This window comes from Candidatus Chordibacter forsetii, from assembly GCF_964187505.1.
Lineage (GTDB): Bacteria > Verrucomicrobiota > Verrucomicrobiia > Opitutales > Seribacteraceae > Chordibacter > Chordibacter forsetii.
In genome coordinates this window covers 1-15938 of record NZ_CAXLML010000034.1, presented here as the reverse complement: position 1 = coordinate 15938, position 15938 = coordinate 1, and the positions used below count along the sequence as shown (strand labels likewise).

The following is a 15938-nucleotide window of genomic DNA, read 5'->3' as shown; positions in this document are numbered from 1 at the left end:
GATATTTGCCCGATTTTTTGATTTTAACTGTTCACTTACTCATAACCCACTCTCCTCAATCGCCCAATGAGAAACATCTTCCCACGCTGGTCTAACACCATCCCGGTTAAGTTGATCTTATCGTTGGGAATTTTGGGTGCAGTTGTTACAGCTGGCATTACTTATTACGCGACTCCTAAGTATACCCGCGTTGGTTACCAACCTACGCAACCTGTTTCTTACAACCATGAATTTCATGCAGGTGAGTTGGGCTTAGATTGTCGTTATTGCCACACTGGTGTGGATAAATCGTCCCACGCAAACATTCCTGGAGCAAATGTTTGTATGTCCTGCCATCAAAATATCAAGGGAGATTCCCCATTGCTTGAGCCGGTGCGTGCTTCATTTTATGGAGAGGATTCAAATAAAGATGGCAAACTTTCGGACGGAGAAGATGTAAACGAGGATGGTATTCTCAACGCTGGTCCTGCCATTCCTTGGGTTCGCATCCACAAAGCTCCAGACTATGTATATTTTAACCACGCCATACATGTTAATCGTGGAATCAGCTGTGTTGAATGTCATGGGCGCGTCGATCAGATGGTTGAAGTCCATCACGACAAACACTTGAGTATGGCCTTTTGTTTGGATTGTCACCGAAACCCAGAAAAAGCCCTTCGTCCATTGGATGAGGTGACTAATTTATCTTGGCAGGTAAGTGACGAAGATGGAGTGGATCCTCTCATTGCCCAAGTCCATGCCGGTCTAGAATTAAAAGATAATTGGGGTGTTCATCCACCCCTCAGTTGTACGGGGTGCCACCGATGATCATGGAAAATAATCCACCGGAATTGCCTGTGGGCAAAGAGTATTGGAAAAGTTTGGACAGCTTGGCTGAAACCCCAGGTTTTGAAGATTGGGTCTCTCGCGAGTTTCCTGAAGGTGCAAGTATGCTTGATGGAGTTCAAAGGCGCAGTTTTGTTAAGTTAATGGCTGCCTCCTTTGGTCTAGCGGGTTTAGGCATGACTGGTTGTCGTCGACCTGAGCATGTAATTCTTCCATACGGTAAAAGCCCGGAAGAGTTAATCCCTGGAGTGCCTGCATATTACGCTACCTCTCAGCCATCTGCCCGAGGCTACATTCCTTTAATTGTTGAAAGTCATCAAGGTCGACCAACTAAGGTTGAAGGTAATCCTTCTTATCTTCCTTATGGTGGAAGTACTGATATTTACTCACAAGCTAGTGTTTTAGATTTGTACGATCCAGATCGGGCTCAGGGAAGCTTTGCCCGCCAAACATTGAAGAGTGGCTTGAATCGGTGGAAAAAAGTATCCACATCTTCCATCCTCGAGTCATTAACTGATGAAGTTTCTAACGGTAAGGTTGCTTTGCTTGCGAATCATTCGCATTCCTTAACTCGTCAGTCTTTAATCAAAAAGGCCAAGTCCAAGGGAATTAAGTTTTTTGAACATGATGTTGTGGACTTCTGTTCTGCTGAGCGTCAACTCGGTAAGGCATTGGGTGCAAAACTAGGAATGCGAGCAGTTCCAAAACTGGCCTCTGCGAAGCGAGTTCTTTCCCTGGATAACGATTTCCTTGGTAACCGTGAGGCTAATGAATTAGCAAATTCCAAGTCTTTCATGGGCGGACGCAAAGTCCTCAACCCAGGTGATGCCAAGAAGATGAACCGTCTCTATGTGGTGGAGGCTGACCTTTCCCGTACTGGCGGGGTTGCTGACCATCGCCTACGGCTTGACTCTTCTGCTATGACAGCTTTTGCAAGTCTCGTTGCTGTTGAACTGCTTTCAAAAACCAAAACCGCTGATAAGGGCTTACTTAATCATCTTAAGAAACTTGGAACTGGGGCGCAGGAACATCAAGCATGGGTATCGGAAGCAGTTGCCGATTTACTCTCTCGACCCAAACAATCGGTTGTTCTTGCAGGTTCTCATTTACCCAAGGAGGTACAACTAATTGCCTATGCCATGAACCGAGCTCTCGGCTCAATTGGGCAAACCATTGATTACATAGAAACGAGTCATTCCGGTGGTTCCATTGCTTCTTTAGCCAAGCTTGTAAATGATGGTGAGATTGAGAGGTTGATTATACTTGGTGGAAACCCGGTATACCAAACCAAGGGGTTTATTAATTGGGAAGAACTTTCCAAGAAACTTAAGTATGTTGTACGCTTAGGTTCATCCATTGATGAAAGCTCTCAGATTGCTGATCACCACCTGGGTCAGTCTCATTATCTTGAAAGTTGGGATGTTGGCTTGACTTGGGACAATTCTGTTGCGGTACCTGTGCAACCTTTACTTGCTCCTTTATTTGATACCATTTCTGAGACAACTTTAATTGCCCACTTAATTGGCGATAAATCGGATGATTATTCTCGGGTAAAAGATCTTCACAAAACCCTTTCATCTGGGTCGAAATTTGACGACTTTTTGCGGCTTGGTTCCCTTGACTACAAAACAGTTACAGCCAAAGATATTGACCCCGAGTCAGCGATTGTTGCCATCAAACCAAAACAGTCGAATCCGGCTACCTTGTCTGCTGATCAGTTAGATGTTCTTATTATCCCTGATTTCCATGCTCATGATGGTCAGTATTCCAATAATGGATGGATGCAGGAATGCCCGGATCCCATTAGCAAACTTACTTGGGATAACGCCCTGCTAATCAGTCCTGTTCTGGCGAAGGAATTGGAGGCAAAGCACGCAGGTATAGGTCTTCTGCCTAAACCAACAATGCTTAACAAGAGTGGTCAGATTGCTCCAGATGTGGCCCAATTTGATGGTGGCAAACAAAAAGCCCCGGTCGTAGTTGTTAACCTGGGCGATCGTAAGATCGAGGCACCTCTTTATGTACAACCTGGCCTAGCTGACTATACAGTGGTAGCAACACTTGGTTTTGGGCGTACTCATGTCGGTCGAGTAGGGCAGGGTACAGGTTATGACTCTACCCCCTTGTTGGATGGTTCAGGTTCCTTGACTCTAAAGGGAGCATCATTGGAGCCAACGGGTCGCTTTCAAATTTTGGCAAATGTTCAGGAACATTGGTCAATGGAGGGGCGGGCGATTGTTCGTGAGGCCAACGCCGATGAATATATTTCTGAACCGGAGTTTGCTGATCGCATGGGCGCTGAGTCTCATTCCCCGCCAATGTGGGGTAAAGACCAAGATAAATCTCTTGAGGAAAAAGCGACTTCCACCCCTCGGGGAAATTCTGCTTACGAGCATCCAGATCATACTTACGAAAAATCTGATGTCTTTGGTATCCACCAATGGGGAATGACCATTGATTTAAATCAGTGTACTGGTTGTAGTGCATGCGTAGTTGCCTGTCAGAGCGAGAATAACATTCCCGTAGTCGGTAAAGATCAGGTTCTTCGTGGTCGCGAAATGCACTGGATTCGTTTAGATCGCTATTTTAGCTCTACTGCCCGTGATGGAGCAGAGATTCCATCTGATGTCCAAGTTTCCTTCCAAGGCGTAGCATGTATGCATTGTGAAACGGCCCCTTGTGAGTCCGTTTGCCCTGTAAATGCGACGGTTCATGACGAAGAAGGTTTGAACGCGATGGCTTACAATCGATGCGTTGGAACGAGGTATTGTGCGAATAATTGTCCTTATAAAGTCCGCCGCTTTAACTTTTTTGATTGGAATAAACGCAAAACTGATGAGCTCTATCAAGGGCCTATTGGAGAAGAAAATGATTCCCTTGTGGACATGGGGAAAAATCCTGATGTTACCGTGCGTATGCGTGGAATTATGGAAAAATGCACTTACTGCGTCCAACGAATACAGGAGTCTAAGATTCGAACCAAGGTAAATGCTCAGCGCTCTGCTAAACTCGAGTCTGGTAAGGATGGAGCAGGTGTAAAACTCGAAAAATCTGATCTTAAAGTACCAGACGGGACTATCAAAACGGCATGTCAACAAGTTTGTCCGAGCGAAGCGATTGTATTTGGAGACATAAGTGACCCGAAAAGTGAGGTCAGTAAATTGAAAAATAATCCAAGAGACTACTCTGTGCTTGGTTATTTAAACACACGTCCTCGGACCACCTTTCTTGCAAAAGTTCGTAACCCTAATCCACGGATGCCAGATTTTGCTGTATCACCTCATTCTGCTCGTGAATACCACGACAAAGCACATCCCTCGGATCATGGAGATGAGCACGGAACCCATTAAAAATGTCTGAGGTAAAAGAAGTCGAAGAACACGAGATCTTAAAAAAGGTCGACCCCGCTCCCTGGAAAGATGTTCCCTTGGTTCTTAACAACCGGGATTACAAATGGGTTACCGATAAGGTTTGTGGAATCGTAGAATCAAAGACTCCAACTTGGTGGTGGTGGTGCTTCATTACCGCCCTTTGCATTGCCAGTTTTACTGGAATGGGTTTGGTCTACCTTGTATCTACCGGCGTAGGTGTTTGGGGGAATAACAACCCTGTCAATTGGGGTTGGGCGATTGTTAATTTCGTTTTTTGGATCGGTATTGGACACGCGGGAACTCTAATTTCTGCAGTACTTTGTCTACTTAAACAGAAATGGAGAACATCTATTAATAGAGCTTCAGAAGCCATGACGGTGTTCGCTGTTTTGTGTGCAGGTATTTTCCCACTCTTCCACGTGGGAAGAGTCTGGTTTGCCTGGTGGCTTTTTCCCATCCCTAATGCTAATGCAATTTGGCCACAGTTTCGGAGTCCACTTGAATGGGATGTGTTTGCGGTTTCAACTTACGCAACGGTGTCGATACTCTTTTGGTACATGGGAATGATTCCAGATATGGCGGTTCTCCGTGATCGTGCAACCGAGACTTGGCGTAAATATTTTTATGGATTTTTTGCAATGGGTTGGCGGAATGCAAATAATCACTGGCGTAATTTCGAGATGGCTTATCTTCTCCTTGCAGGTCTTTCAACTCCTCTCGTTCTTTCGGTTCATACAATCGTGTCATTTGACTTTGCTGTGGCCAATTTGCCAGGTTGGCATACTACAATTTTCCCACCTTACTTCGTTGCCGGGGCGATTTTCTCTGGTTTCGGAATGGTTTTGACTCTCCTCCTTCCAGTTCGTGCGGTTTTTGGTCTGCGTGATTTGATCACACAAAAACATATTGATAATATGTGTATGATCACCCTAGCGACGGGTAGTTTGGTTGGTTATGCATACGCAATGGAGTTCTTTATTGCTTGGTACGGGGCAAACTCCTACGAGGGTTTTGCTTTTATCAACCGTGCATTCGGCAATTATTGGTGGTCCTACTGGATAATGGTTTCCTGCAATGTTATTTGTCCGCAGTTGTTCTGGTTCAAAAAGATTCGTCAAAACACACCTCTTGTTTGGATTATTTCCATCTTCGTAAATGTTGGTATGTGGTTTGAAAGGTTTGTTATTGCCAATACTACTTTGTCACGAGACTTCCTGCCTTCATCATGGGGTTATTATTCGCCAACGGTCGTAGATATTTTCACCTTTTTTGGAACCTTTGGATTTTTCTCAGTTCTTTTCCTACTTTTCTTACGTTTTTTACCTCTCATGCCTATGTGCGAAGTGAAGTCCGTTATGCCCCAAGCTGATCCCCATGCTGATCATTAATCATGAGTGATATTATGGACATCAAATATGCTGCAGCGGCGACATTTTCTTCCGCCAAAGAATTGTATGATGCCGCGGGTAAGGTAAAAGAAAAAGGCTATTCTAATTGGGAATGCTTTTCTCCTATCCCTGTACATGGTCTGGATGCTCAAATGGGATATGCGAGATCCAAAGTACCTCGGTTCACACTTGCTGGTGGAGTAACGGGCTTTTTTACCGGTATGTTAATCGTATGGTTTATGAATGAGTTTGATTATCCATTAATCGTTGGGGGGAAGCCATATTTCAGTCCCATTTATCCCTTTCCGGTTTTTTATGAACTAACCATTCTATTTGCTGCATTCGGTACCTTGTTTGGTATGTTTTTTCTGAACCGTTTACCAAGGCACAATCATCCTGTTTTTGAACACCCAGATTTCGGACGTACCGGTGATGATAAATTTATGATCGTTATCGAAGTTGAAGATCCAAAGTATGATGACGAAGAAACGGCCAGTTTCCTCAAGGAAGTTGGTGGTCAGTCTGTGCAAATTATTCGCGAACCCATAGTTTAAAGAAGTGAGATATATCATACCAATCTTTGCCATTTTGGTTATTACCATTGTCTCTATCCTTGGGTTTAGAGGTGATTATTCAAAAAATACTCCAATCGAAGTATTTCCGGATATGGATAGGCAAGCGAAATTCAAAGCTCAAACCGCAAATTCTCGCTTTGCAGATGGCAGTGCTGACCGTCTACCGGTTACCGGTACTGTCTTACGAGGAACTGCGATTGATTCAGAAAATGTTTTCTCATCACAACCGAAATTTCACTCCGACGCTTACACCACTGGTAAATTTCCGGACGGTGAGTGGGTTAAGAATGTACCTGTTTCAGCTGGTCTAAATATGTCAACGATGCGTTTGGGTAGGGAAAAATACGGCATTCATTGTTCCGTCTGTCACGGTGATTACGGGAATGGCTTAGGTGTGACAGCTAAGTTTGGTCTTAATCCAAGAAACCTTGCTGATTCATCAAATGCTGGTAGCTACTTAGAGTCCGCAGCAGCTTGGACTGATGGACAATTTTACAATGCCATTTCAAATGGTTCTGCATCCGGAATTATGCTTGGACTCAAAGACAGGCTTTCCCCTGATGAACGTTGGGCCATTGTACTATATCTTCGTGCTTTGCAAGACTATGTTGGGCAGGCAACCACTGCATCGAAAGGACAAGGATCATGATGGAAGATACCTTCACTAAGGACACTCCCCAAAAGGGTCTTTCCACCAAACTCTTAGCTGGTTCTATCCTTGGCCTCGGAGGTGGATTAGTCGGACTTTTTCAAGGATTACAAACTGGTGATAAAGCACCTTTTCTTGGTTGGTTATGGGGTTGCTCCTTTTGGCTTAGTATTGCTATCGGCATGCTCATGCTGATCATGATTTTTCGTGTCTTTAATTCAAAATGGAGCCCGGTTGTTCGCAGGCAACAAGAACACGCACTTTCTGCTTTTCCTTGGTTAGCTTTATGCTTGTTGCCTCTTTTATTGGTTGCTTGGTTTGGCAAGGATCAGGCAGGCATTCTTTGGTCTTGGATTAATCCAGCCAGTCCGACGATTGAGGTAAGCAGTATAATATCGGTTGAAGCAGATGTCCTTCATCAAAAAAAAGCTGGATACCTAAACCTAAACTTTTTTACTCTTCGCCTGATTGCTTACTTTGCTATTTTCTGTGGGATTAGTTATTGGCTTAGAAAAGCTTCTTTTTCACAGGATAAAGATGGTGATCCCAAGTGGACGCATCTTGGTACTAAAGTATCCGCAATTGGAATCCCGGCCGCTGCATTAGCCCTTACCTTTGGTGCCTTTGACATGTTTATGAGTCTGGAATATCAATGGTTTTCTACCATGTATGGAGTTTGGTTTTTTGCTTCGGGCATGCGTGCCGCTCTTGCGGTAACCATTTTAATTTGTGTTTACTTAGTAGCGAATGGAAATCTCAAGGGCCTTTTTAAACAAGCTCACCAGTATGATTTGGCCTGTTTGTCTCTTACCTTTACGATATTCTGGGCTTATGTGAGTTTCTCCCAATATTTTTTAATTTATAGTGCAAATATACCTGAGGAGACCTTTTGGTTTACTATTCGCGAAATTGATCCAAACACTGGACTTCGATCTGGATGGTTTTGGGTGAGTATGGGTTTAATATTTGGTCATTTCTTTTTCCCTTTCTTATACCTGCTTTTTTACAGAAATAAAGTCGATGTACCCAAACTTGTTTTTATTGTTTGTTGGATTTTGGCCTTCCACCTTCTTGACCTATATTGGAATATTATTCCAGGCCGAGAAATTGTTCCAGGTGCATTTGTTGGTTATGAAGCACGTCCTGTTATTGGATCTCATTTGTTGTGGGGTCTGTTCTCTCTCGTGGGGGTTGGTTGTCTTTGTGCATGGGCTGTTATTCGAAGTTTTCAATCTGGCATAGCTGAAATTATTCCGATTCGCGATCCCCGCATTCGTGAATCTATTAATCATCATGAGTAATCCGACGAACCAACGGGCAGACGGATGCAGCGTCTTCTTTACTTTCTTAGTATTGGCATTGTTGCTTTCGGGTTTCTACTTAGCTCAAAGAACTTTTGAACCGGAAGCACCTGCTTCTGTTAATGAGGCAATCGACTCAGTTCGCACAGCAAAAGCTCAGGCACACCGAGTGCAAAATGAAAAGTTTTTATCCTTGGTTGATGATTTTCATGCTGAGCAAAATACTACCATTGAATCATCGATGAAGAGTGTCCTTCAAACTTATCGTGCCGTTAGCAAGGCCCAACCACAACCATCCAAATAGGTTCGCATGCCAGCAGATTCTCCAGACAAGGTTATTGATCGTTCCGCGAAGTTGGTGTTTTCCTTCTTTCTTTCTTCAGCCGGTCTTTGGTTACTTACGGCTGCATTGCTTGCATACGTAGCCGCAGCCAAGCTGACCGATCCTTTTTTCTTAGCCTCCTATGAATTTTTGACCTACGGGAAAATTAAAGTAGCTCAGGCTAACGCTTTTGTTTACGGATGGGGAGGTAACTCGATTTTTGCTGTATCTCTGTGGATATTGGCTCGTTTGTCCCAGGCTGAAGTACGCGGATCCGTCTTCCTTGTTGTTGCTGGAGTCATTTGGAATTTAGCTATCACATTTGGGTTGTTAGGCATTATGGATGGACACATGAGTGGGCACGAAATGCTTGAAATGCCTACTGAAGTTTGGCCAGCTATGCTTATTTCCTACCTGATTATTACTTTCTTAGCCTTAGTCATTCATCGCTCCCGTCAAGTGCGTGAAACAATCGCACCTCAATGGTTTATCTTAGCTGCATTACTTTGGTTTCCGGCGTTGTTTTTAATCGCATGGAATGGGCTGGAGATCAATCCTGCTAGGGGCACATTACAGACTGTTCTTTCTATGTGGTATGGACAAAGTCTTGTTTGGTTATGGTTAACACCCGTAGCTTTAGGTGCAGCTTATTACCTTATTCCTGCAATTCTTGGTCGAACAATTGATAAGTATTATTTAGCTATATTTGGTTTTTGGTGTATCGCTGCTCTTGCTCCCTGGTCAGTGGTTCATCACTTGGAAGGTGGCCCCGTACCCATGTGGATTCCTGCGGTCGGCACGGTGATGAGCATAGCGATGGTATTCCCTATTGCTGTGGCATCAACGAACTTTCATGCAACCGCTTTCTTAGATATAGGAAAGGTTTGGGACAGCTTACCCCTCAGGTTTGTTATTTTTGGTACACTTTCATACACGGTATCCAGCTATATCGGTGTGGTTTTCTCGTTACCTGCAGTTGCCAAGATTACTCAGTTTACAATCATTAATGAATTTCACTTCAACCAAAGAGTGTATGGTTTTTTCAGTATGATTATTTTTGGAGCAGTTTATTTTGCCCTTCCTCGCATAACTGGTCGTGAAATTCCTAAGGCTGCAAAATCTTTCCACTTTTGGACCTCTACACTTGGCGTTTTGATGCTCTTACTTGCCTACTTAATTGGCGGTCTTACCCATGGAGTTCTTGCCGGACAGCCTAGCCTGCCTTGGTCATCATCTGTTATTCAATCGATTCAACCATATTTCTTGATCACCAAATTCGCTTTCATCATTCTCGCATTTTCCCAGTTTGTATTTGTGGTCAATGTCTGGAGAGTAATTTTCCCAAATCCATTTGTTTACTTTTCCGCTAACAATAAGGAGGCTAGCGTATGAACAATCTAGCCAAATTCACTATTGGCATATTTTTTACCTTAGGAATGGCATGGCTTGCTTTTGTAGTAGGTGCTCGATCTCAATTTGGAGACCTGGTTCCAACTTCCGAGGTATTGGACGATGATGGCTTAGTTCCTGAAGACGCAGAACTTTTTCCTGTCGCTATTTCTGGTATGGCTAAACAAGGTGCTGAAGAGTATGCTGCCCTAGGTTGTGTGACTTGCCACACCCAGCAAGTGAGACGAGTTGAAGCTGGTTTTGATGTGGAAAGAGGTTGGGGAAAACGACCATCTGCTCCGCGGGACTATGTCTTACAAGAACATGTGCTTCTAGGAAATTCGAGAATTGGTCCGGATTTGGCAAATGTTGGCTTACGGAATTATTCCGATGAATGGTTACATCAACACTTATTTGAACCCCAATCGATTTTCCCTTCTTCTCTTTGTCCACCAAGCCCATTTCTCTACCAACAAATAGATGAACCGGTAATTACTGACATTAAAATAGTTTCCAACGAAGTTACTAAGGAAACTCGTTATGTTCGTCCAACGGTACGGGCAAATCGTCTTGTGGCATACTTGCAAGCATTGAAACAGGATTATGAGCTACCTGAGGTTTCCTTTGTTGAAACTGAAGATGTTTCAGTTGAGGAAGAAGATGTTGTTTCCACCGATGTTTCAACAGTAAGTGTTAGTGCTCCGAAGTGGTTGCAAGATCAAATAGACACGGGCAAAGAAATTTATATGAAGGCATCACCAGGCGGAGGAATGTGCTTTGCATGCCACCAACAAAACGGAGAGGGTCTTGCTGGCCAGTTTCCTCCTCTTGCAGGATCTGACTGGGTTTTGGGTAGTAAGGAAAGGCTAATTAAGATCTCGATGTATGGACTTATGGGAGAGATTGAAGTAAATGGAGTTAAATATAACAATGTTATGGCTCCCCCCGGCATTCCTCCAGGATCATTGACTGACGATCAGATTGCCAATGTTCTTACTTACATTCGAAACGATTGGGGTAATTCCGCATCTGCTGTTTCAGCAGAAGAAGTTGCCACCGTTCGAGCATCTTTAAAGGGGAGAGCCCCCATGCAAATGTTTACGTCCGCCGAGCTTACTACTCCTATACAATGAGCGATGATTCAAAACAAATCGGCAACTTGCCGAATGACAAAGGATTTTCTGATGAAGATATCGTAAAATCTCATGTTGAGCTTTCCAAAACCAAGCACGAGCCTACGGCAAATTTTCTGTTGGCTCCTTTGGTTTTTGTGTTCGTATTTGGTTGTTTGATTTTTGTTTGTTCAATTCAATTGTCACATTCTACCAATTCATTTCAACTCCATCCCCCAGTTGAAATAGTTGAACTTTCAGCTGAGGAAAAAGAAAGCTTACGATTGGATAGGAAGATTTCTTCGGGAGAAAAGATTTTTGCCGCCCGTTGTGCTTCATGTCACCAAACCAATGGCTTGGGTATTGAGGGGCAGTTTCCTCCCCTTGCCGGTTCCGAGTGGGTTTCTGCAGATTCAGCCGTTATTGCAAATGTTATCCTAAAAGGCCTAAAGGGTGAAATTATGGTTAAGGGTAAAAAGTATGGTACATCTGCAGCGGTTAATATGGCTGCTGTGCCAATAAATGACCGTGAAATTGCGAATGTTTCCACTTATGTCAGGCAAGCATGGGGAAATGATTCAACTGAAGTTTTCGAGGATGAGGTCAGTCGTTTACGGGATGAATCATCTGATAGGCAAGATCAGTGGATTGGTTCTGAGCTACGCAAGATGTTTTCAGACTCGTTTAGCCAATAATTGCTTTCAGCAATCTTCTGTCTTTTTGGAATTGTCGCTGTTTTTAGATTGTTCCATTGTGGTGTCTTGAAAAAAGCATATTTATTTTTTTCTTTTAACACTTTTATTTGCTTAAAATTTTTTGGACTTGAGATTCCAAATAATGAAAGGCCTGAGTTTTTTTTTGAGGAACTTGTTCAGGTTTTAGAAAAACTTAATGATCGTTCGCCAGTATTAAAAAGCAAAGAATTCGACTTGGATATTGCCCAAGCTAATCAGGTAATTGCCAAGTCAGAACAAGGCTTTAAATTTGGGTTAAAGGTTTCCGGCCAATCAATTCATGAGGATCGGCCTAGTGAAGATTTCTACCATCGTTATCGCACTTTTAATCAAGCCTACCTTACCAAGCCAATATTCCATTGGGGGGCACTGAAGGCACGAGAACAAATTGCCAAGCTAAATATATCTTGGGCCGAAGATAGTTTCACAGTCCAAAGAAGAACTCTTGCTGGTGAGGTCCGGGGTGTATTTCTAAAACTTATTGCCCTAAATTATCGTAGCCAGATGGCAATCGAGCAGCTCAGGATTGCCACCCAATATGTAGAAACAATTGAAAAGAGGCTGGAATTAAACTTAAGCACTCCCCTTGCTTTAGAAGAAGCTCGAGTTGAGCAACTCAACCGTGAAATATCCATTGCTGAACTACGAACTTCACTAGAAAGAAATAAAGCTTATTTTGTAAGTCTTTCTGGATACGATGAGCCTTTGTCCCTTAAGATTACCAAGGTTTTTTGGGAGTTTTCTAAAAGTCATAATTTCAATCAGGAATTTCCCATACTTATTGGTTCTCTAAGTAATATAGAGGTCGAGAGATTACAGACCCAAGTTAAGATTGAAGATGAGCATATAAAAATTGCGGAAGCTGAACTAAAACCCAAAATTAATCTTACTGGTGCATACTTCCAAGATCAGGTTGATCTTGCAGAAGGTAGAAGCAGTTTAGACAGAAACAATTTTTTAGTAGGCTTGGAGGCTAGTTGGTCAATTTGGGATTCCCACAAGAGTACGGGCCAAAAAAAAATTGCTTTGGCAAAGAAGTTGAAATTAGAAAATACCATTGAAACCCAAAATCGTGAACTGCGAGATAAAGTCCGTTCCGTGGTCAGCGAACTTAAGTCTTTAAAGGAAAGAATTATGTTGGGCCGAAAATTAATTTCAGTAGCTGAAAACAGGCTTGAGAAAAGCAAAATCGAATTACAAATGGATCGTATATCTCCCGCTGACCATTTTTCTGCTAGGGTTGCCTTGGATCAGTCTCAATTGGAGAATTTAGAAGCAGTCTGTCAATTTATGGTCCTGCTTGACCAGTATGAACAGATTGTAATGTTTGAAACCTTTATCAACTACCCAAATTCTAAATAAGTATGAAAAAAAGTTCTCTAGCTTTATGTTGTTTTATACTTTGCCTGATTGTTCTTTCTGTTTTTTTTATTTTCAGGCAAGTCGTCCCCACCGTTTTGGTTACTCAATCTAAGACTGGTACGATTCGGGATTCTGTTACCGGTAATGTCCGGGTCCATGCAGCTGCAACTTATGAGTTACGAGCTCAATCAAATGCAAAAGTAGATTGGGTCGCACTTTTGCCATTAGGGGGGACCCTTTCAGTTGATGAAAACCAGACATTAGTCCAACTCGAACTTGATGACCTTAACCGAAGGATGGACCGCCTCAATTTGGACAAAAAGCAATTTACTGAAAGAAAAAAAGCGGGGTCTCCTCTTGGCATACTTTTAGAGATTCAGGAGAAAGAACTTCTCTCAATAAGTGAATTAGCCAAGGAGGAAAAAGTTTCAATTCATAACTTGGAAAAAAAGCAAAACGAAGTGGAGCGGATCCGAGCACAACGAAAACTGGAGGTATTAGCAGATTCTCATTTTTTACAAAACTTTGACCTTTCTATGGATACCCTAGTTGCTGAAGTTGAGAAACGGGCAATAAGGAGTCCAATTAATGGAGATTTCTCTTCCTGTTTTGTTGCACCAGGTAACCAAGTTTTTTCTGGAAATATCGTCGGAAATGTTCATTCCACTGCAAGAATTATCGAGGTTTCCTTAAATGAAGAAGAGTTTCCTGGCTTAAAGGTAGGTCTCTCTGCTGGTGTTACATTTTTCTCTCAAGGAAAAACTATTTTTGATGCAAATGTATCTGCCCTTTCCTCTACGGTCGAATCAAACTCCGGTATCCGAAAACTTTATTTGAGGTTGAATAATAGTGATGAAAAAATTCCGGTTGGCAGTTCTGGACGGGCTGAGATAATAAAATCAGAAAAGGAAGTTGCGTTGCTCATACCCCGCAAGGCACTAATTGGTGATTTTGTAGTGGTTGAGCAGGGAGGTGTGGCTCAATTTAGAAAAGTTTTGATCGGTTCTAAAAATTTACGGACTGTTGAGGTCTTAAAAGGATTAAAAAAAGGTGAGAGAGTTGTGGTTGAAACACCGCACTTATTAAAAGATGGCGAAAGGATTAAATCTACCATGGTAAGTTTTTCCAACTAGATGTTAGAGGATGTCATCTAATGCTCTGTTTCAAATTAGCTTGGCGCTTCGTAATTGCTCGAAAGAGGCCGATGTTTTTATCTTTAGCTGGAATTGTATTTGGAGTTTCTTTTTTTGTGGTCACCCAGGCTCAAACCTCCGGATTTGAGAAATTTTTTATTCAAACAATCTTAGGTACTAACGGTGCACTTCGGATTTCTGACCGTTTTCAAGATACATATGGAACTGTTGAACAAGTCGACGATGATGGAGATACTAGGTTTCTTTTTCATTCCCGTGAAGGTTCTCTATATCATGAAGGTGTTGACCAACCTTCATTGATTCGAGATGCCTTAGATGACTATCCTGAGCTCCTAGGAGTATCTGAAATTATTGAAGGCAGCGCAGTTCTGGATACGGGCTTTCGTCGAAAGTCTATTGTGCTGAATGGTATTCGCTGGGAAGACCATCTCCAATCATCTGACCTGAATAATCAAATTATTCAGGGAACTATGAATAACTTTTCTTCTGACCAAATGGGAGTTATATTGGGTTCCAGAATCTCTCAACGCTTAGGTCTAAAAATTGGTGATCGGGTTAGTTTGGTCGGGGGTACAGGCAATCTGCACCTTAGAGTCTCAGCCATCTTTGAATCTGGAGTTAGTCAAATCGATAAAAATCGAATCTACATACATTTGATTACAGCCCGGTCTTTCCTTGGTAGTTCCTCTGGAGGTTCAGTTTTTCAGATAGCAATAAATGAACCCGAGCATGCACCCGGACTTGCAGTCCAATTGCAATCGTCTCTTAACCATCGGGTTGTTAGTTGGCAAGAAAGAGAAAGAGTCTGGCTTGATGTATTCAAGGCACTCCGTTTTTCTTCAGCAATTACCGTGTCTTGTATACTTCTTCTGTCTGGTCTTGGCATGTTCAATGTCTTTGCAATTCTTGTGATCGAAAAAACTCGTGATATTGCAATATTACGTTCAATAGGCTTTTCGAGGATGGATATTTCTGCAATTTTTTTGTGGCAAGGCACGATTGTTCTGGTCGCAGGTATCACTATCGGGTCTTTGTTTGCGGCTTCGGGAACTTATCTTATTTCGATGATTCCGCTTCGAATACGAGGAATATTTTCTACTGATAGCTTTGTGGTAAATTGGGACCTTAATCACTACCTTTGGGCTAGTTGCATAGCTTTTGTATTTGTGGCTGTAGCGACCTGGATTCCTGCTCGTCGTGCTGCTCGTATAGAACCGGCAAAGATTATTAGAGAGACTCTGTAATGGATTGTTCTCAGAAAAATAAAATGATGCCTAATGGTTCCATGAGGGTAGAAAATTTGTTTCATTCTTTTTCAGAGGCAAACGGAACCGTAAAGGTATTAAATGGAGTTAGCCTCGAAGCTAAACCTGGAGAAATTACCTCTATTGCTGGACCCTCAGGTTGTGGGAAAAGTACGCTGCTTTATTTAATGGGACTTTTAGATCGTCCAGATTCAGGAAAGGTTTTCATGGGTGATTCAGAAGTTCAAAATTTAGAAGATGATGAGCGAACTAAAGCCCGAAATCATTTTATAGGATTTGTTTTTCAATTTCACTTTTTGATCAAAGAGTTAAGCGCAATTGAGAATATTTCCCTACCTCTTTTAAAACTTGGCAAAGACGAAGACAGTGCTAATCAAAAAGCCAATGACCTTTTGTCTGAACTTGGTCTTGAAAGTAAGGCTCAGCGCCCCGCCTACAAATTATCGGGTGGGGAACAACAAAGAGTAGCCATTGCTCGTGCTTTAGCTAAT

The 15938-nt window shown here is 42.6% G+C and carries 14 protein-coding genes; all 14 read left to right on the top strand.

Features of this window, described 5'->3' with window-relative positions:
• Window positions 1–66: 66 nt before the first annotated feature.
• Window positions 67–807 carry a cytochrome c3 family protein gene (locus ACKPQ4_RS01450; RefSeq protein WP_407679432.1) on the top strand — a complete coding sequence of 247 codons (741 nt, stop codon included), beginning with the start codon at window positions 67–69 and terminating at the stop codon, window positions 805–807.
• Window positions 808–809: 2 nt separating this feature from the next.
• Window positions 810–4175 carry a TAT-variant-translocated molybdopterin oxidoreductase gene (locus tag ACKPQ4_RS01445; protein ID WP_407679431.1) on the top strand — a complete coding sequence of 1122 codons (3366 nt, stop codon included), beginning with the start codon at window positions 810–812 and terminating at the stop codon, window positions 4173–4175.
• A gap of 2 nt (window positions 4176–4177) precedes the next feature.
• On the top strand, window positions 4178–5584 hold the full coding sequence (gene nrfD / locus ACKPQ4_RS01440) for an NrfD/PsrC family molybdoenzyme membrane anchor subunit (protein ID WP_407679430.1): 1407 nt from the start codon (window positions 4178–4180) through the stop codon (window positions 5582–5584).
• Window positions 5585–5586: 2 nt separating this feature from the next.
• Window positions 5587–6138: a DUF3341 domain-containing protein gene (locus ACKPQ4_RS01435; protein WP_407679429.1), complete on the top strand. Its 552-nt coding sequence runs from the start codon at window positions 5587–5589 to the stop codon at window positions 6136–6138.
• A 4-nt stretch (window positions 6139–6142) separates the two neighbouring features.
• Entirely contained in the window at window positions 6143–6808 is a 666-nt protein-coding gene (locus ACKPQ4_RS01430) for a c-type cytochrome (protein ID WP_407679428.1), read from the top strand.
• Window positions 6805–8109, top strand: a complete 1305-nt coding sequence (locus ACKPQ4_RS01425; RefSeq protein WP_407679427.1) for a hypothetical protein — start codon at window positions 6805–6807, stop codon at window positions 8107–8109. Before ACKPQ4_RS01430 ends, ACKPQ4_RS01425 begins: the two co-directional genes overlap by 4 nt.
• Window positions 8102–8413, top strand: coding sequence for a hypothetical protein (locus ACKPQ4_RS01420; protein ID WP_407679426.1), 312 nt, complete (start codon window positions 8102–8104; stop codon window positions 8411–8413). The genes ACKPQ4_RS01425 and ACKPQ4_RS01420 overlap by 8 nt, the downstream gene beginning before the upstream one ends.
• Window positions 8414–8419: 6 nt before the next feature.
• Entirely contained in the window at window positions 8420–9823 is a 1404-nt protein-coding gene (locus tag ACKPQ4_RS01415) for a cbb3-type cytochrome c oxidase subunit I (RefSeq protein ID WP_407679425.1), read from the top strand.
• On the top strand, window positions 9820–10953 hold the full coding sequence (locus ACKPQ4_RS01410; protein ID WP_407679424.1) for a cbb3-type cytochrome c oxidase subunit II: 1134 nt from the start codon (window positions 9820–9822) through the stop codon (window positions 10951–10953). Before ACKPQ4_RS01415 ends, ACKPQ4_RS01410 begins: the two co-directional genes overlap by 4 nt.
• Complete coding sequence (locus tag ACKPQ4_RS01405; protein WP_407679423.1) at window positions 10950–11627, top strand: c-type cytochrome; 678 nt, start codon at window positions 10950–10952, stop codon at window positions 11625–11627. Before ACKPQ4_RS01410 ends, ACKPQ4_RS01405 begins: the two co-directional genes overlap by 4 nt.
• Window positions 11628–11693: 66 nt before the next feature.
• Window positions 11694–13028 (top strand): TolC family protein, encoded by a 1335-nt coding sequence (locus ACKPQ4_RS01400; protein WP_407679422.1) that lies wholly within the window; start codon window positions 11694–11696, stop codon window positions 13026–13028.
• Between the two features lie 2 nt (window positions 13029–13030).
• Window positions 13031–14161, top strand: coding sequence for an efflux RND transporter periplasmic adaptor subunit (locus ACKPQ4_RS01395; RefSeq protein ID WP_407679421.1), 1131 nt, complete (start codon window positions 13031–13033; stop codon window positions 14159–14161).
• 20 nt (window positions 14162–14181) lie between these two features.
• On the top strand, window positions 14182–15426 hold the full coding sequence (locus tag ACKPQ4_RS01390) for an ABC transporter permease (protein ID WP_407679420.1): 1245 nt from the start codon (window positions 14182–14184) through the stop codon (window positions 15424–15426).
• Window positions 15426–15938, top strand: a 513-nt coding sequence (locus tag ACKPQ4_RS01385) for an ABC transporter ATP-binding protein (protein ID WP_407679419.1), incomplete at its 3' end; no start/stop codon positions are given. The genes ACKPQ4_RS01390 and ACKPQ4_RS01385, both read left to right, overlap by 1 nt.